Source organism: Mycoplana sp. 10N416 (assembly GCF_056394765.1).
Window position 1 is genome coordinate 421,975 of the sequence record NZ_JBFTIM010000001.1, and the last position, 16,520, is coordinate 438,494.

The window sequence follows — 16,520 nt, forward strand, 5'->3', positions numbered from 1 at the left end:
GCGGCACGGCTCCCGGTCGCGGCGCAGTCATGCCGCAATTCGCCCGCGATCAAGCCGCATCAAAGGGCGGGAATTGCCTTCAGATAGGCCGCGATCGCCTCGCGGTCTTCCGCCGGCAGCCTGGCCATGTTCTTTTGCACCGACACCATCGAACCGCCGACCGAATCGAAATCCGGCGTGAAGCCGGTCTCGAGATAGTAGGCGATGTCGCTCTCGCTCCATCCGCCCAGACCCTTTTCGCCGGGCGTGATGTTCGGCATTCGCCCCTGCCCGCCTTCGGGGTTCGGCCCGCCGGCCAGCCACGCTTCAGTCTTCATTCCTCCCAGCCCGTCGCGCGGTGTGTGGCATTCGCCGCAATGGCCCGGCCCTTCGACGAGGTACTGCCCGCGCTCGACCTTGGCATCCGGCTTGGCCAGCGTCACCCGCGGCTTGTCGTCGAGATACAGGAACTTCCAGCCACCGAGCAGGACACGCTGGCTGAAGGGGAACGGCAGGTCGTGCGCCGGCGCCGTCGCGCTGCTCGCCGGCAGCGTCTTCAGGTAGCCGAAGAGATCGTTAATGTCGCGCGGCGTCATGCGCGCATAGGATGCATAGGGAAAGGCCGGGTAGAGGTGTTCGCCTCCCTTTCCGACCCCACGGACCATCGCATCCCCGAATTCGGCCAACGTCCAGCTGCCGATTCCGGCGTTTTCGTCGGGGGAGATGTTCGGCGGATGGAAGGTCCCGAACGGGCTCTTGAGCGATGCCCCGCCGGCAAGCACCAGCCGGTTTTCGTCCGTCGCCCCCGGGACGGCGTGACAGCTGGAGCAGCCGCCTTCCCAAAACACCCGCTCGCCATTTTCGAGGTTGGGCTCGCCCAGCCCCGCCCAGGTGTTCTTCGGCATCCGTGCCGGCGCGGTGATCGACAGATACGACCCCACTCCAGCCACCGCGATAACCAGAGCGGCCACCGCCAACGCGCGAATTCTCATGGCAATCGTCCCCGGGGCATGACGCCCACCCCAACTGTTGACAGAGCCCTCCGGTGCCGCACGCCCAGACGCGGCCGCCCGTCACACCCGGCCATCGTCGCACGGAGGCGCCAAAACGCAAACTCTCCCGACGTTACGATCCCCGGGAGAGTCTGCGGTCCGCTCGTCTGGCTACTTCTTCAGCCGATACGTCTCGTGACAGCTTGCGCAGCTCTTGCCGATCGGGCCAAGCGCTGCGGCGACACCGGCCTGGTCGCCGGGAAGCGAGGCAAGCACGGTTTCGGCCTCCTTGCCGAGCTGCGTGGTCTTGGACTTGAAATCGTCCATGCTTTCCCAGATCTTCGGGCTTGCCTCCGTCTCCGCCCCGGATTCCGTGCCAGCAGGGAACTGGTCGGCAAAGCTCTTGGAGACGTCGCTCATCGTCGTCAGCGAGGCCTTGACGATCTCGGCGTCGTAAGGCTTCTCGCCCTTGGCGATCCCAGCCAGCGCGCCCATCGCCCCGCCGACCTTCTTCATCATCTGCTGGCGGGCAACTTGCGGATCGTCCGCCGCGACCACCGCACTGGCGCCGAGTACGGCAAGGGCGGCCGCGGCCGCGATTGTCTTCAGCTTCATCAATAGCTCCTGATTGGACTTGCCATGGAGATGGCATGTTGCGAATTGCGGCAGCAACATTGCACGGCGCGGCTGGAAGAAAAGTAACGTTTTTTTGATGGGCGGCATCGTGCGATCAGATATCCCCGCCCCACCGCACAAAGCGGAATACCGGCGCCTGCGATCAGGAGCGATCCAAGCCGACCGGCAGCCGGCAGCCCGGATCGCCCGCCTCAAGCGGACGCTTTGGCAATGGCCCGATCCAGCGCCGCCTCGACGTGCAATTGCACGACGTCGTAGGCGGCGACCGGATAGTCCTCCATGGCCGCCACCAACGGCAGCTCGGTGCAGGCGACGGCGATCGCTTCCGCGCCGCGCTCGGCGAGACCGGCCGCCATAGACAGCAAGGTCTGCCGTGCCGCTTGCGTTATGCGGCCGAGCGTCAATTCCTCGACGATGATCCGGTGCAGCGCATGGCGCTGCTCGGGCGGCGGGGTCAGCACCTCCAGACGGTGACGCTCGCGCAGGCGGGCGGAGAAGAAATCCATCTCCATCGTGTAGCGCGTGCCGAGCAGGCCGACCTTTTTGTGGCCGCTCGCCCGCACGGCGTCGGCAAACGGATCGGCGATGTGAAGGAGCGGCACCCGCAGCGCCGCCTCCACCCGATCGGCAACGGCATGGCCGCTGACGGCGGTGATCATCACGAAGGCCGCACCCGCGTCCTGCAGCCGGCGCCCGGCATCCGTGATCAACCCGGCAACCTCGTCCCAGCGCCCCTCGGCAGCCATGCGGTTGAGCGCGTCGAAATCGAGCGTGAAGAGCACTGAGCGGGCATTGTGGTGCCCGCCGAGACGCCGATGGGCGATCGTGTTCAACAGCCGGTAATATAGCGCGCTGGACTCCCAGCTCATCCCGCCGATCAGACCGATCAACGCCATTGGATTGTCCACCATGTCCCCTCCATTGCCTTCGCTCACGTCTGCCCCTGATGCGAGGTCCAGATATCGGTCCAGATCTTCCATTTTCCGTCGATCTTCCGCCAGATGAAGACGTATTTGCCGCCGACGGCAGCACCGGTGGCCTTCACCTGCGCCGCATAGGTGCCGATCTCGCGGGCACATCCCGGGGCGATCTCAGCAACATCGGTCGTCGTCAACCTCGGCTCGCCGAACACCTCGGTCGCCGCGGCCCAGAAGGCCTGGATGGCGGCTCGCCCCTTCAGGTTGTCCGGCCCCGGCGGCAACAGGTCGGCATCGTCATCGAAGAAATCGCCGACACCAACGGCTCCGGCCGTGTTCAGCGCCGCTGCATAACGCTGCGTCATCTCTTTGATCGTGTCGTTCAAGGTCATGGAAGCCTCCCTGATCGCCCGGCCCCAACGCATAAATTGTAGCACGAAACCTTCTCGACCTGTTCGGCCGCATCAGAGATGCGGGTCCGATTCCGCTTTTGACGGCAAGCCCTTGATTGGGCAATTGCTTGCCGCCGCGACCATCCCCGCATCGCGCGGCGTGAGCTCCTCAAAACGACGAAGCCCCGGGCTTGCGACCGGGGCTCCATCGAAAACGGCAGGTCGACCGACCTTACTTCGTCGCCGCTTCGTACATTTCCAGCACGTAGTCCCAGTTGATCAGGCTGTCGACGAAGGCTTCCAGGTACTTCGGGCGGGCGTTGCGGTAGTCGATGTAATAGGAGTGCTCCCAGACGTCGACGCCGAGGATCGGCGAAGCGCCGTGCACGAGCGGGTTCTCGCCGTTCGGGGTCTTGGAGATGGCGAGCTTGCCGTCCTTGACCGACAGCCAGGCCCAGCCGGAGCCGAACTGGGTCGTGCCGGCGGCGATGAAGTCGGCCTTGAACTTGTCGTAACCGCCGAGGTCGCTGTCGAACGCCTTCTGCAGCGCGCCCGGCAGGCTCTTGCCGCCGCCGCCCTTCTTCATCCACTTCCAGAAATGGATGTGGTTGTAGTGCTGGCCGGCATTGTTGAAGAGGCCCTGGTTGGTGCCGTAGGACTTCTTGACGATCTCTTCCAGCGTCAGGTTGGAAAGACCGGCCTCCTCGGCCAGCTTGTTGCCGTTGTCGACATAGGCCTTGTGGTGCTTGTCGTGATGATACTCCAGCGTCTCGCGCGACATGAACGGGACAAGCGCGTCGTAGTCGTAGGGCAGCGGCGGAAGTTCGAAGGCCATAGCGTATCTCCTCTTGCGTCCGGAATTTTTTCAATGAAATCCGTAGACTGGAACATAGGGGGCCGACCTGTCGCAGACAACCGGTTGCATGTCAAAATTTGCGCTTTGCCAGCAATTTCATTTCCGGAGCGGGGGTCGGAGCGCGGCAGGCGGCCTGCCGACCGACATTAGCGGACTGATCCCGCAGGTGGCCACGGCACGTCCGCGTTCCCCGTCATGCCGGACCTGATCCGGCATCCAGCCACCGCGCGTCGGCGCGGTGAGTGATGCATCTCATGCGGTAGAAGCGAAGGAGTTTTTGGCGCGCAAGGACTTGCGCGCGCTGGATCCCGGCTCGGGGCCGGGATGACGGCTGGAAGCTTATCCCTTCGCGCTGGAACGTGCCCAGTCGAAATAGATCTCGCGCGCCTTCGCGGTCACCGGCCCGGTCTGCAGCTGACGGTCGTCGAGGCGGTGGATGGGCAGGACCTTGGAATAGTTGCCGGAGGTGAAGATCTCGTCGGCGGCCGCAAAATCGTCCACCGTCAGCGTCGTTTCCCGGACGTCGAAGCCGCCCTGGCGCAGCAGGCCGATGACACGCGAGCGCGTGATGCCGGCCAGGAAGGTGTGGTTGGCGGTGGGCGTGAAGACGACGCCATCCTTGACCATGAAGATGTTGGAGGTGCCGGTCTCGGCGACGTTGCCCAGCATGTCGCGCACCAGCGCGTTGCCGAAGCCGCGGCTTTTCGCCTCGACGAGGATGCGGGCGTTGTTCGGATAGAGGCAGCCGGCCTTGGCGTCGGTCGGCATGCATTCCTTGGTCGGACGGCGGAAGGGCGAGACGGTCAGCGCCTCGCCGGTCTTGCCGTCGCCCAAGGGCGCCTCGAACAGGCAGAGCGCAAACCGGGTCGATTCGGGATCGGCCGCGACGACGCTGAACGAGCCGTGCTCGGCCCAGTACATCGGCTTGACGTAGATCGCGGTCTTGCCATCGAACTTCTTGACGCCTTCCCAGGCGAGGCCCTGGATCTCCTCGGCGTTCATCGTCGCCTTCATGCCGAGGTTGACGGCGGAGCGGTTGACGCGCTGGCAGTGCAGGTCGAGGTCGGGGGCGATGCCGTCGAACCAGCGGGCACCATCGAACACGGTGGAGGCGAGCCACATCGCATGCGACATTGGCCCGATCAACGGCGGGTTGCCGGCAATCCATTCGCCTTCGACATAGGTCCAGGTCGGGGTGCGCGGGGATGTATCGACTGCCATGTTCAGGTCTCCTTCTGGCCGATCAAGGCCGGCCCGGCGATGCGGGTCAAGCTGCCAATGGCCTGAACCAATTGGCGGGCGCTGTCCACTCACGATCTTGAATGGATGCATCAGCCATTGTCATGGATGCGCCGGTGGCACGCGCAAGGGCGGCATGGCATAGATGACCAAAAGCGAAAAAGAGGGGCATTTCCATGAAAGCGATGTACTACGAAGCCTTCAGCGCTGCACCGGAGATCCGTACCCTGCCCGACCCGGCGCCGACCCCTAACGGCGTGGTGATCAAGGTGGAGGCGACCGGGCTTTGCCGCAGCGACTGGCACGGCTGGATGGGCCACGACGCGGACATCCGCCTGCCGCATGTGCCCGGCCATGAGCTTGCCGGCACGGTGCTTGCCGCCGGCAAGGGGGTGATGCGCTTCAAGGCCGGCGACCGGGTGACGGTGCCCTTCGTCTCCGGCTGCGGCCATTGCCACGAATGCCGCTCGGGCAACCAGCAGGTCTGCGAGGAGCAGTTCCAGCCGGGCTTCACCCACTGGGGCTCGTTTGCCGAGTATGTCGCGCTCGACTACGCCGACCAGAACCTCGTGCACCTGCCGGAAAGCGTCTCCTACGCCACCGCGGCGAGCCTCGGCTGCCGGTTTGCCACCTCGTTCCGCGCCGTCTGCGACCAGGCGAAGGTGAAGGGCGGCGAGTGGGTTGCGGTACACGGCTGCGGCGGCGTCGGCCTGTCGGCGATCATGATCGCGGCTGCGCTCGGCGCCAACCCGGTCGCGATCGACATCTCCGAAGAAAAGCTCGCCTTCGCGCGCAAGATGGGCGCGGTCGCAGCGATCAATGCCCGCGACGTCGTGGACGTGGCGGAAGCGGTGCGCGAGATCACCGGCGGCGGCGCGCATGCCTCGATCGACGCGCTCGGCTCGCCCGCAACCTGCTTCAACTCGATCAAGAACCTGCGCCGGCGCGGCCGCCACGTCCAGGTCGGGTTGATGCTCGGTGAGCACGCAACGCCGCAGATTCCGATGGCGCAGGTGATCGGTCACGAACTGGAAATCTACGGTAGCCACGGCATGCAGGCCTGGCGCTACGACGCGATGCTGTCGATGATGGCGGCCGGCAAACTGCAGCCGGAAAAGCTGATCGGCCGCGAGATCAGCCTGGAAGAGGCCGTGCCGGCGCTGATGGCGATGGACACGGCCACCGACCTCGGCATCAGCGTGATCACGCGATTCTAGACCGGCTCCGCGACGGAAGTTGGTGGCCGAATGCCGCCAATGCTCATTGCTCGTGCAGCCTGCCACCCGCCGCGGCGGCCATCGATCCTCGTCCGCTGTCAGAGGTCCACTTGAAATTACATTAGCGCTAATGTATCTCCACTTGCTATGAGCAAGAATGACAAACCCGGTTTGGGCGAACTCCTCCGCTATGTTGGTGAGCTTGTCGAACAAGGTGCCGCCGAACGCTATCGGGCGCTCGATATTGATTATCGTCCCCGCTACACGCCTGTGCTGCGCGCGCTCAGCGCCGGAGCCGTGACGGTGACCGAGATTACGACCGCCAGCAGCCTCACCCAAGGGGCGATCAGCCAAACGGTGAGCCTGATGCTGAAGGACGGGTTGGTCGTTCGGCATGCGTTGGATGATGGGCGCAAGAGTGGCCTCAAGCTGACCAAGCACGGCGCCGAACTTCTCAAGAGGTTGGAACCGCATTGGGACGTCACATTCCGTGCCATTGGCGAGCTTGAGGCGGAGATCGGGTTTCCGGTTCTGAAAACTCTGGGAAGCCTCGCAACCGCACTGGAAAGGCGGGGTTTCGCGGATCGCTTGGCGGACGCAGAAAAGTGCAGGAAAGATTCATGACTGGGAACGCCGAGATGACAACCGGGAAGAACTGGTTCGACACGGGAGGAAGCACCTACGCGTTGTTCAGGCCCGAGTACCCCGCGGCCCTTGCGAGCTTCCTGGCACAAATCGTTGACGGACGGGGCTGCGCAGTGGATGTCGGATGCGGAAATGGGCAACTGACCCGACAGCTCGCGGACCACTTCAACAGTGTGGTTGGGATTGATCCCAGTGAAGACCAGATCGCGAACGCGCATAGGAACGCGAACATCGACTATCTTTGCGCACCTGCGGAGCAGCTTCCGCTGCCTGACAGGAGCGCGAGTTTGATCACTGCAGCACAGGCGGCCCACTGGTTCGACCGCCCGCGATTCTACGAGGAGGCACGGCGCGTAGCAGACGACCGCGCTGTCATCGCATTGATCAGCTATGGCGTGATGCGGCTTACGCCGTCTGACCTGCACGACCGGTTCGATAGGTTCTACAAACGTGAAATCGGCCCCTATTGGCCGCCGGAACGCAAGCTTGTGGATTCCGGATATGCCGACATCGAGTTTCCGTTCGAGGAAATGTCGTATCCCGAAATGACGATAGATCGAATTTGGGAGCTCGGAGAATTGCTGGGTTATGTGTCGACCTGGTCCGCCGTCCGGCGTGTCAATGACGCTGGGCGCGACGACATTCTGGAAGACTTCGTGCGCGACATCTCCGCTCTTTGGGGTAGTCCCGCAAGGAAGCTGCCGATTTCCTGGCCGATCAACATGCGCTTGGGGAAACTATGAGCCCGTCCAACACGCTCCCACCGCTCTCTGTCGGGCTACGTCATGTGGAGCGCCTCTTCGTTGCTCCAATCCATACTGTGCCGGAGATCGACGACTCCTGGCCCGGTTTCCGTGACATGCCGCCGGTTCTGGCGACTGCGATCATGATCGCCTTCATCGAGCAGACGTGTGTGCAGGGCCTTCGCCCCTTCCTCAACCCGGGGCAACGCACTGTTGGCACACATGTCGACGTCAGTCACGTCGCCGCAACACCTGTCGGGATGACCTTCATCGCCGAAATTGAGTTGATCGAGGTCGAGGGAAAGTCGCTCCTGTTTAAAGTAACGTGCCGCGATGATGCCGGTGTCATCGGAGAGGGAACGCATCAGCGCACCGTCATTGATGTGGACCGCTTCATGAAGAGGCTTGGTGAGAAGTCTGCGGCCGCTGCGGCCTCTCGTTGAAGGGTGTTGGCACCAGAGCACACGTCGGCTTTGCGCCCCGAAGCGGTCATTCCATGTTTCGCGCCGATGCCATCGTCATCGCACAGTGGGCGGCATGGTGGGAAAGACGATGCGCATCACAAGGAACGGTGTCACCGCAGCTGTAAAATCCATTCTGCGGCTATCTGGTGGTTGAGGCTGAAACCGCTGATGCCGCCGCAAGGCTTTTCCACGACCACCCCACATTACCGTCTTTCCCAGCGACGGCATGGATATCATGCCCTTTTTAACCTGAACGCCTCGCTGAAGCTTCCGACCACGGCGGCGTATCAAAATGAATGGTGAGTTCGCTGGCCTCTCGCGTCCACAGTTCGCGGGCATGACCGAAGTCGCCGGCTCCCGCATTCCTGAATCTGTTGGCGTCGAGCGCCAGGATGGATCTGAGATATACGACAGACTTGCGTCCAGGTTGTGAACGTAGCAGATTGCTCTCAATCGCTTGATTCATTTTAGCAATTCATAATGCAGGGAATTACTTAGGTGGCAACATACAGAACGAATGAGCTCGATGTTGGATTCTATACGCCTTCCCTCATTGGACAGGCAGGATGGCTCGGAAGTGGATATAAGTGGGGCGGCGCGCTGGGGACCGGCGTTACCATCACCTATAGTTTCCCGGTCAGGGGGTCAAAATTCGCCAGCAATTACTCAATTGAAGGAGAGTTGGCTGGCAAATCTCCCTTGACCGGCACCGAGATTACTTATGTCAAATATGCCCTGAAAGCTTGGTCTGGCGCGGGAAACGTCAAATTCAAGGAGGTAGCCGACAACGCAACTGTGGTCGGCGAATTCCGTTTCACCAAGAGCAGCACCATGGACGACTGGTCAGCCGCTCATGCGTATTACCCATGGAGCGATCCATCTGCCGGTGACGTCTGGTTCAATACCACTCACTTCAACAAGAATATTGGCGACCTCAAGAAGGGGTCTTATGATTATTTGATAATCCTGCATGAAATTGGGCACGCGCTCGGCCTGAAGCATTCCTTTGAATACACAGCGATGCCTTCAAAACTGGATAACTACTTCAATACCGTCATGAGTTATACGGCGTCGCCATGGTCCGGATACCAAGATAACTACGCATCTTTCTACCCGACAACTCCCATGTATTACGACCTTCTGGCAATGCAGGCGATTTACGGCAAGAACCTGTCGGTCAACAGCGGAAACAATACTTACACATTTAAAGACGGAACCAGATACTGGGAGGCGATCAACGATACCGGTGGCGTTGATACCATCGCATATAGCGGCATCGAGAGCAGCACGATCAACCTCAACCCTGGCAAGTTCAGCAACCTCAGCGAGCGCATTCATTTTTCATCCGGCAAATCATCGCGCGCGACGGTGACGATCGGACCTGCCGTCATCATCGAGAATGCCATCGGCGGCAATGGCAATGACACCTTGATCGGCAATTCTGTTGCCAACGTGCTGAATGGCGGCGTCGGCCGCGATACGATGTACGGTCGCAAGGGTAACGACACCTATTACGTCAACGACTCCGGCGATATTGTCGATGAGAGCGTCCGCGGATCAGATGGAACAGATACCGTCAGGTCATCCATCTCATTCAGCTTGGCAAACACGAAGGCCATCAAGGGCTCTGTCGAGAACCTCACCCTCCTGGGATCACGCGCCCTTTCTGGCACAGGCAACGCGCTGAACAACACAATTGTCGGCAACTCCGGCAGCAATGTGCTTTCGGGGAATGCGGGCAATGACGTCCTCAAGGGTGGTGCTGGCCGCGACACGATGCGTGGCGGTTCGGGCAACGACACTTACTATGTCGACAGCACCGGTGATGTTGTCGACGAAAGCCTGAGCGGCTCGAACGGATCCGACACGATCCGCTCTTCTATCTCGTTTAGTCTCGCCAACACGAAGGTCGTCAAGGGGGCCGTTGAACACCTCACCTTGACTGGTACGGCCAACATAGCGGGCACCGGCAACTCCCTTCACAACACGATTACCGGGAATTCGGGCGCTAATCTGCTCACGGGAAATGCTGGCAACGACACGCTAAATGGGGGCCTGGGTCGCGATACGATGCGTGGCGGATCAGGTAGCGATACCTACCATGTCGACAACGCTGGAGACGTCGTTGATGAAAGCCTGCGTGGCTCCAATGGAACGGACACCGTCAGGTCATCCATTTCGTTCAGCCTGGCGCAAAGCGCTACGGTCAAGGGCTCGGTCGAGAATCTGGTGCTTCTTGGCTCCAAGAACCTGTCGGGGACAGGCAATTCTCTCAACAACACGATCACTGGCAACGCGGGAAACAACCAACTTAGCGGCGGCGCAGGAAACGACGTCATATCGGGAGGTGCCGGCGACGATGTCCTCATCGGTGGGCTTGGAAAAGATACCCTGACTGGCGGAGCCGGGGCCGATATTTTTGTGTTCGACACCGCCCCAGGCGGTGTGAATGTGGATACGATAACGGACTTCAACATCCTGGAGGATCGCTTCCATCTCGCCTCACGGTTCTTCGACCTTGGCCCGGCTGGCGACAAGCTGACATTCGACCAGTTCCGCCTGGGTGTTGCTGCAATCGATGCCGATGACAGGATCATCTACGACTTGGCGAGCGGACTGCTCTCATATGACAAGGACGGCGTCGGCGGAGAGGACGGGGTTGTCTTCGCCAGACTGACCAATCAAGCCGCTATTGGTCACGATCATTTCTGGATTGTCTGAAGGAGGCGGCCAAGGATCGTCAGTCGGGAGTTTGCCGCATCGGCAACAGATCGTAGATTACCCTGCGCAGCCTTCTGACGCCTGCGGCACGTTTAAGTTCACAAAGGGCCAAGGATTGAAGCCGATCCGGCTGGTGGTCGGGCGGTGGAAAAGGCCGGATCGCCAGCCGCAACACGGTCCACGCTGTCCTATGGCATTGCGGCGCGACCGCTTCGTCGTCGCACTGCCGAGCTCCGACGGCAGACAGCGTGATCACCCGGTTCTAACGGAGCATTTTCATCGGGTGCATGGCGCCCAGATGGCCCACTCGTCGCGCTGGCCGTCACGCGTGCCGCCGGCCGCGCGTCGGCACTTTCAAAAGGAGGATTGCCCGACTGATTGCCGGCCTACACCCGCTTCTTGGAACCAGGCTGGTTTGGTTTGGGCGGTTGAGCGAGGCGAAGCGCGCGGAGCCTTTCGGTCTTCTTTTCGCGTGCCGCAGCTTCGGCGGCAACGATACTCTGGACAACCGAGTGCGTGTGTGCGGCCTTGTCATGCCCTGTGGGCTTCGCCGGCTTGAAAAACTGATCTTTGGTTGCTGCCATGCTCTCCTCCATATCAGCGAGGTCTCGCTGCCACCTTCCGTTTGGGGGCCGGCAACAAACCTTCGCGTTGCGCCTTCTTACGCGCGAGCTTGCGGGTGCGCCGGATCCCCTCCGCCTTTTCACGCGCGCGCTTTTCGGACGGCTTTTCATAGGCGGTGCGCGCACGCATTTCCCGGAACAGACCTTCTCGCTGCATTCTCTTCTTCAAGACGCGAATGGCCTGTTCAATATTATTGTCCCTGACGATAACCTGCACAATATCTCCTTTCGCAGTCACAACTGCTATTTCCTGGTCCTGATGGAATTTGGATTGATCCAGCAATTCCGATTGGACCAGTTCGTTTCACCATCCGACGCCGCGGTTTTTGCACCACCTGCGCGTGCCGGCGACACAGCCGGATCGATTTCATCCTGGCCAATGCTTCATTCTCGTTCTGAAACCGCGCTCTGCATCGAGGCGATCCCAGCGCTTCGGGCAACTCGGACACGATTCGTCCGAGGCCTTCCGGCTGGGCGTTCCAAAGCACCCGGGTCTTCCATGGCCATCAAACAAAAGGTCGGGCGTGAACCCGACCTCTCCAGTCACTCGTCTCTGCTGCCAGTACATCCGTGGTCAGCGAGAGCGAACGACAAATTCATACCGCCTGAAGGTTGTCGGCGGAGCTTTTGCCTGACTTCCGGTCCTGCACGATGTCGTACCGGACCTTCTGGCCATCGTTCAGCGAACGCATACCTGCGCGCTCGACGGCCGAGATATGAACGAAGACGTCCGTGCTGCCGTCATCGGGCTGAATGAAGCCAAAGCCCTTGGTTGCATTGAACCACTTTACGGTTCCAGTATTCATAACGATTTCCTTTCGAAGCAATCGTTGTGGTTCCCACGTTACCTTGCGGGATTAGATCGATTTTTGAGAGGAAATCCGTCGGGAGCGTCTCGCTCGGGAACGACGTCACAAGCAATGGTCGATAGGGAGAATATAGCCTCAATTTCTAATTTGGCAATGGAGCGGACATTTTTCTGAGCCGTCCGGTCCTGAAAAGAGCCAATAAGAACCTGCTTTTGCTCGCAAGTTTATTTTCCGCTCAGGTGCGGCTTTCATGCATCTTCACCGCCAGGGTCAGATTCTATTCCGTGATATTTGGCGAAATATTGTTCGAGGTCCGCATCGGGCCAGAAGGCGACAACAACGTTCGTTTTCCACATAACCGCTTCCCCACCGCCCGCCATATTGTGCATTGCACCCAATGTTGACATGATCGGGCGCTAATGATTTGGAATGAAAGCGTTTTTGGAGGAAATGGCGTGTCTCACGCAGCCTATGTGTTCGATGCCTATGGCACGCTGTTCGACGTGCATGCGGCGGTGCGCCGCCATGCGGGCGATGTTGGGCCGGAATACCAGCGCTTTTCCGAGATGTGGCGGGCCAAGCAACTCGAGTATTCCTGGACCCGGGCACTGATGGGCGCCTACAGGGATTTCTGGCAACTGACGGAGGAGGCGCTGGACCACACCTTCCAACGCATTCCCGGCGTCGATCCGGCGTTGCGGCCGAAGCTGCTCGACGCCTACTGGAAGCTCGATTGCTATCCGGAAGTGCCCGCCGTGCTGCGGGCGCTGAAGGCACGCGGCGCACGTGTCGCAATCCTTTCCAACGGCTCGCCCGCCATGCTGAAGTCGGCAGTCGCCAATGCAGCGCTCGACACCGTCATCGACGACGTTTTCTCGGTCGATGCGCTGAAAACCTACAAGACCGCACCCGCCGTCTACGACATGGTGACGACGAACTACCGTCTCTATCCGAACGCGGTGTCTTTCCAGTCGTCGAACCGCTGGGACGTCGCGGGTGCGACGAAATTCGGCTTCCGCACCGTCTGGATCAATCGCACGGGCATGCCGGACGAGTATCCCGACCTCGGCCCATCGCTGATTCTGCCGACGCTGGAAGCGCTGGAATAGTCACACGCAGGCAGCAAGCGGGGTCACGCATGGCATGGTCGGCGGCGCAGTATGTGAAGTTCGAGGACGAGCGGACGCGGGCGGCGCGCGACCTGCTGGCGCAGGTGCCCGAACTGCCGGCCGGCATCGCCTACGATCTCGGCTGCGGCCCCGGCAACTCGACCGAGCTGGTGATCGCACGCTTTCCGGATCGACAGGTCGTGGGCATTGACAGCGATGCGGACATGCTGGCGGCGGCACGCAAGCGCCTCCCGGAAAATCGCTTCGAGCACGGCGATCTCGCACGCTGGAGCCCGCCGCAGCCGACGGCGTTGCTCTTTGCCAATGCGGTGTTTCAGTGGGTGCCTGAGCATGTTTCGGTTTTCGCGCAGCTGATGGACCATCTCGTTCCCGGCGGCGTGCTGGCCGTGCAGATGCCGGACAACCGCGGCGAGCCGAACCACACCGAAATGGATGCAACCTCCGAAGATCCGCGCTGGGCCGCCCATTTTTCGGCGGATCATCCGCGCCGTGCGCCGCTTCCCCCGACTCTGGCCTATTACAACGCGCTGAACGCCAAGGCTGCGCGCATCGACATCTGGCACACGATCTACAATCATCCGATGGCGGATGCGGCAGCGATCGTGGAATGGGTCAAGGGCACCGGCATTCGCCCCTATCTGGCAAAACTCCCGCATGATCAGCAGGAGCCCTTCCTCGAGGCCTACCGGCAGAGGCTGGAGAGGGCCTATCCGAAAACCGCCGACGGGCGCGTGCTGCTGCGGTTCCCGCGCCTGTTCATAGTCGCCGTCAAGGGGTGATCCGGCGGTCTCGCCAATCGGCTTTGGAGACCCAAACCGGTCCGCAGCGCGGGTGACATGCTCAGTCAAACGGGCACGGCCAGTCCGGCGATGCTGTGAAGCCGGGAGGCAGCTTCGTTGCGGCGTTACCGCAAGCGAGATCGATCTGTTCCTGTTCCAGGCCCGTCGAGGCCGACAGGTCCAGTCCCTCGATCCGGGTGAGGAACAGAAACGCGTGCGCGAAATCGAGCCCCCCCTCAAAAGAGGCCTTGCTCAGGTCGGCGCGGGAGAGATTGGCGTATGGGAAGCGCGCGCCGGTGAGGACTGCGCCGGTAAAGTCGGCCCGTCCCAGCTCGGCCTTCTCGAAATTTGCCCCGGTCAGAACCGCGCCCCTGAAACTGGCGCGCTGCAATTCCGCCGAAGCGAAGGTTGCGCCAGGCGCCGACACCTTGTCGAACCCGGTACGAAAACCCTCGATGCGGTTGAAGTTGGCCTTCTCGGCGGCGGCGCCGGTAAACCATGCCCGCGCCAGCGCGGCCTTCTCGAGGTTGGCCGCGCTAATGTTCGTGTTGCTGAGGTCGGTGAACATCAGATCGGCGCCCGACAGATTGGCCCCCTGAAAATCCCTTCCCTGCAGTATGATCGCCCTTTTGGTACATTCGCTCCAGTCAATGCCGGGCCGGGGCAAAGCGGAGCAGTCGGCGGCGCCTGCCGCGGCCGGCGTCAGCGTCGCAAGCGCCAGAGCGATGCCCAGGGCGTGGCCGAGGGCACCCCGGGGGACGTTTCCTTTTGCGCGTCCATGCGGTCCGTACATCAAAATCGCTCCGAATGCGCACCCAAAGCACGTCGTCGCCGGGCCTATTCGATTGTTGCGGTCTCTGGCTTTACGCGTGTATGTCTTGGTCGGGCCTGTTCGCTGGTCGTGATCACTGGCTTTTCGCGTGTCTTGGCTTAGAGACGGTATCCGCCTTCGGCAGGAATGCACCGGACACCGGACGCACTGTACGCACAGCGGGCTGCAAAGTTAAAGCGGAGTCTTGGGAATCGGCCACCGGCCGACCGAGCCAACCCTCCGTCGGTGCCGCGGGCACGTGACGCATCCGGCGTGTGAAATTTTTACGACCATTGCGGCGAGGGCATTCCTTATGCAACCGCACTCGGATAATGCTTCTGCCGCCGCAAAGGCGGCCCAGGGAGTTCCCATGCAGTCCGAACAGGCCATTCAGGCCCATTCCATGCCCGACTGGCCGGCGATCGTCGCCGTGGTCCTCGGTGTCACCGCGTTCTCGGTGGCACAGGGCGTCACCTATCCGCTGATCTCGCTGGTGCTGGAGGCGCGCGGCGTCTCGTCGACGATGATCGGCGTCAACGCCGTCGGTTTCGCCATGGGGCTGGGCGCGGCGACGCTGATGCTGGGCCGGCTGACACAGCGTTTCCGCGCCAACCACCTGATCATCGCCGGTCTGATCGGCTGCTCTCTCTGCCTCGCCGCCTTCGCCACCTTCTCCTCGATGCCCGTCTGGTTCATTGCCCGGTTCCTGCTGGGTTTCTGCGCCAGCCTGATCTTCATGCTCAGCGAGGCGTGGCTCAACGTCGCCTGCCCCGACCGGATTCGGGGACGCGTCTCGGGCATCTACGGGGCCTCGATCTGCGCCGGCTTTGCCGCCGGTCCGCTCGCCATTCCGCTGTTTGGTACGGACGGCGGCTTCGGGTTTGCGCTGACGGCGGTCTACCTTGCGCTGGTCGCCTTTGCCACGGCGATGCTGATGTATTCGACGCGAACGGTGCCGGAACCGTCCTCGACACGCGATCTCTTCCGCTTTTTCCGCCATGCGCCGATGCTGATCGCGATGGTCTTCGCCTTCGGCTTCGCCGACATCGCCGCGATCTCGACCATGCCGGTCTATTTCGTCCGCACCGGCCATTCCGAGGCGTTCGCGGCAATCAGCGTCACGGTGCTGGCACTGCCGACCGCGCTTGCACAACCGCTCATCGGCTATGCGCTGGACCGGCTGCCACGCCATTCGGTCGCCACCGGCACCGCCTTCGTCGCCGCGGCCAGCTATCTCGCCATCCCCTTCCTCGATGCGCCCGCCCTGATCCTGTGCGCCTTTGCGATGATGGGAACGGCGAGCTTTTCGCTCTACACCTGCGCGCTGACCATGCTCGGCGAGAACTACCGCGGCAGCATGCTGGTCGCCGGGAGCGCCGCCTATGCGCTGATCTACGCCGTTGGCAGCGGTGCCGGTTCGAGCCTCACCGGCGCCATCATGGAGGTCGGCGGGCCGGATGCCGTGCCACTGTCCGTCGGTACGGCGATGGCCATCTTCGCTTTTGCGTTCCTGCTGGGCAGGCGACGGTAGTCGCCTGAACCGCGGCCTTGCGCGCTAAGGCCGGAC

Annotated in this window: 18 protein-coding genes and 1 pseudogene; 9 read left to right on the plus strand and 10 right to left on the minus strand. The window is 61.8% G+C overall.

Annotated elements, in window-relative coordinates; all coding sequences use genetic code 11:
* Positions 1 to 59 precede the first annotated feature (59 nt).
* From AC1DDS_RS01990 to AC1DDS_RS02015, 6 genes are all read right to left on the minus strand, one after another.
* Positions 60 to 977 carry a c-type cytochrome gene (locus tag AC1DDS_RS01990; protein WP_477477745.1) on the minus strand — a complete coding sequence of 306 codons (918 nt, stop codon included), beginning with the start codon at positions 975 to 977 and terminating at the stop codon, positions 60 to 62.
* A gap of 165 nt (positions 978 to 1,142) precedes the next feature.
* Positions 1,143 to 1,586 (minus strand): c-type cytochrome, encoded by a 444-nt coding sequence (locus AC1DDS_RS01995; RefSeq protein ID WP_310414513.1) that lies wholly within the window; start codon positions 1,584 to 1,586, stop codon positions 1,143 to 1,145.
* 212 nt (positions 1,587 to 1,798) lie between these two features.
* A complete protein-coding gene (locus AC1DDS_RS02000; protein WP_477477356.1) occupies positions 1,799 to 2,518 on the minus strand; it encodes an aspartate/glutamate racemase family protein in 720 nt (239 codons plus the stop codon).
* A 20-nt stretch (positions 2,519 to 2,538) separates the two neighbouring features.
* On the minus strand, positions 2,539 to 2,916 hold the full coding sequence (locus AC1DDS_RS02005) for a DUF4440 domain-containing protein (protein ID WP_477477357.1): 378 nt from the start codon (positions 2,914 to 2,916) through the stop codon (positions 2,539 to 2,541).
* A gap of 232 nt (positions 2,917 to 3,148) precedes the next feature.
* On the minus strand, positions 3,149 to 3,751 hold the full coding sequence (locus AC1DDS_RS02010; RefSeq protein ID WP_477477358.1) for a superoxide dismutase: 603 nt from the start codon (positions 3,749 to 3,751) through the stop codon (positions 3,149 to 3,151).
* A 360-nt stretch (positions 3,752 to 4,111) separates the two neighbouring features.
* Positions 4,112 to 4,993: a branched-chain amino acid aminotransferase gene (locus tag AC1DDS_RS02015; protein WP_477477359.1), complete on the minus strand. Its 882-nt coding sequence runs from the start codon at positions 4,991 to 4,993 to the stop codon at positions 4,112 to 4,114.
* Positions 4,994 to 5,187: 194 nt separating this feature from the next.
* On the opposite strand from AC1DDS_RS02015, the gene AC1DDS_RS02020 reads away from it, so the two are divergent.
* The 6 genes and pseudogenes from AC1DDS_RS02020 (at position 5,188) to AC1DDS_RS02045 (ending at position 10,801) form a co-directional block, all read left to right on the plus strand.
* On the plus strand, positions 5,188 to 6,228 hold the full coding sequence (locus AC1DDS_RS02020; RefSeq protein WP_477477360.1) for a zinc-dependent alcohol dehydrogenase family protein: 1,041 nt from the start codon (positions 5,188 to 5,190) through the stop codon (positions 6,226 to 6,228).
* A gap of 147 nt (positions 6,229 to 6,375) precedes the next feature.
* A complete protein-coding gene (locus AC1DDS_RS02025) occupies positions 6,376 to 6,852 on the plus strand; it encodes a MarR family winged helix-turn-helix transcriptional regulator (protein WP_477477361.1) in 477 nt (158 codons plus the stop codon).
* Entirely contained in the window at positions 6,849 to 7,616 is a 768-nt protein-coding gene (locus AC1DDS_RS02030; RefSeq protein WP_477477362.1) for a class I SAM-dependent methyltransferase, read from the plus strand. Before AC1DDS_RS02025 ends, AC1DDS_RS02030 begins: the two co-directional genes overlap by 4 nt.
* On the plus strand, positions 7,613 to 8,059 hold the full coding sequence (locus AC1DDS_RS02035; RefSeq protein WP_477477363.1) for a thioesterase family protein: 447 nt from the start codon (positions 7,613 to 7,615) through the stop codon (positions 8,057 to 8,059). The genes AC1DDS_RS02030 and AC1DDS_RS02035 overlap by 4 nt, the downstream gene beginning before the upstream one ends.
* An 88-nt stretch (positions 8,060 to 8,147) precedes the next feature.
* A pseudogene (locus AC1DDS_RS02040) lies at positions 8,148 to 8,333 on the plus strand (hypothetical protein); the annotation flags it as partial.
* A 245-nt stretch (positions 8,334 to 8,578) separates the two neighbouring features.
* The gene (locus tag AC1DDS_RS02045) at positions 8,579 to 10,801 is read left to right on the plus strand and encodes a M10 family metallopeptidase C-terminal domain-containing protein (protein ID WP_477477364.1); all 2,223 of its coding nucleotides are present in this window, start codon (positions 8,579 to 8,581) and stop codon (positions 10,799 to 10,801) included.
* A gap of 386 nt (positions 10,802 to 11,187) precedes the next feature.
* Here the strand turns inward: AC1DDS_RS02045 and AC1DDS_RS02050 are convergent, their stop codons facing one another.
* From AC1DDS_RS02050 to AC1DDS_RS02060, 3 genes are all read right to left on the minus strand, one after another.
* Positions 11,188 to 11,385, minus strand: coding sequence for a hypothetical protein (locus AC1DDS_RS02050; protein ID WP_477477365.1), 198 nt, complete (start codon positions 11,383 to 11,385; stop codon positions 11,188 to 11,190).
* A 13-nt stretch (positions 11,386 to 11,398) separates the two neighbouring features.
* Positions 11,399 to 11,641 carry a 30S ribosomal protein S21 gene (gene rpsU / locus AC1DDS_RS02055; RefSeq protein WP_477477366.1) on the minus strand — a complete coding sequence of 81 codons (243 nt, stop codon included), beginning with the start codon at positions 11,639 to 11,641 and terminating at the stop codon, positions 11,399 to 11,401.
* 379 nt (positions 11,642 to 12,020) lie between these two features.
* Positions 12,021 to 12,230 (minus strand): cold-shock protein, encoded by a 210-nt coding sequence (locus tag AC1DDS_RS02060; protein ID WP_310414548.1) that lies wholly within the window; start codon positions 12,228 to 12,230, stop codon positions 12,021 to 12,023.
* Positions 12,231 to 12,688: 458 nt separating this feature from the next.
* On the opposite strand from AC1DDS_RS02060, the gene AC1DDS_RS02065 reads away from it, so the two are divergent.
* Complete coding sequence (locus AC1DDS_RS02065) at positions 12,689 to 13,342, plus strand: haloacid dehalogenase type II (RefSeq protein WP_310414551.1); 654 nt, start codon at positions 12,689 to 12,691, stop codon at positions 13,340 to 13,342.
* Positions 13,343 to 13,371: 29 nt separating this feature from the next.
* The gene (tam, locus tag AC1DDS_RS02070; RefSeq protein WP_477477367.1) at positions 13,372 to 14,142 is read left to right on the plus strand and encodes a trans-aconitate 2-methyltransferase; all 771 of its coding nucleotides are present in this window, start codon (positions 13,372 to 13,374) and stop codon (positions 14,140 to 14,142) included.
* A 61-nt stretch (positions 14,143 to 14,203) separates the two neighbouring features.
* Here the strand turns inward: tam and AC1DDS_RS02075 are convergent, their stop codons facing one another.
* Positions 14,204 to 14,935, minus strand: a complete 732-nt coding sequence (locus tag AC1DDS_RS02075; RefSeq protein ID WP_477477368.1) for a pentapeptide repeat-containing protein — start codon at positions 14,933 to 14,935, stop codon at positions 14,204 to 14,206.
* 388 nt (positions 14,936 to 15,323) lie between these two features.
* Between AC1DDS_RS02075 and AC1DDS_RS02080 the strand changes: the two genes are divergently transcribed.
* Complete coding sequence (locus AC1DDS_RS02080; RefSeq protein ID WP_477477369.1) at positions 15,324 to 16,484, plus strand: MFS transporter; 1,161 nt, start codon at positions 15,324 to 15,326, stop codon at positions 16,482 to 16,484.
* Positions 16,485 to 16,520 lie beyond the last annotated feature (36 nt).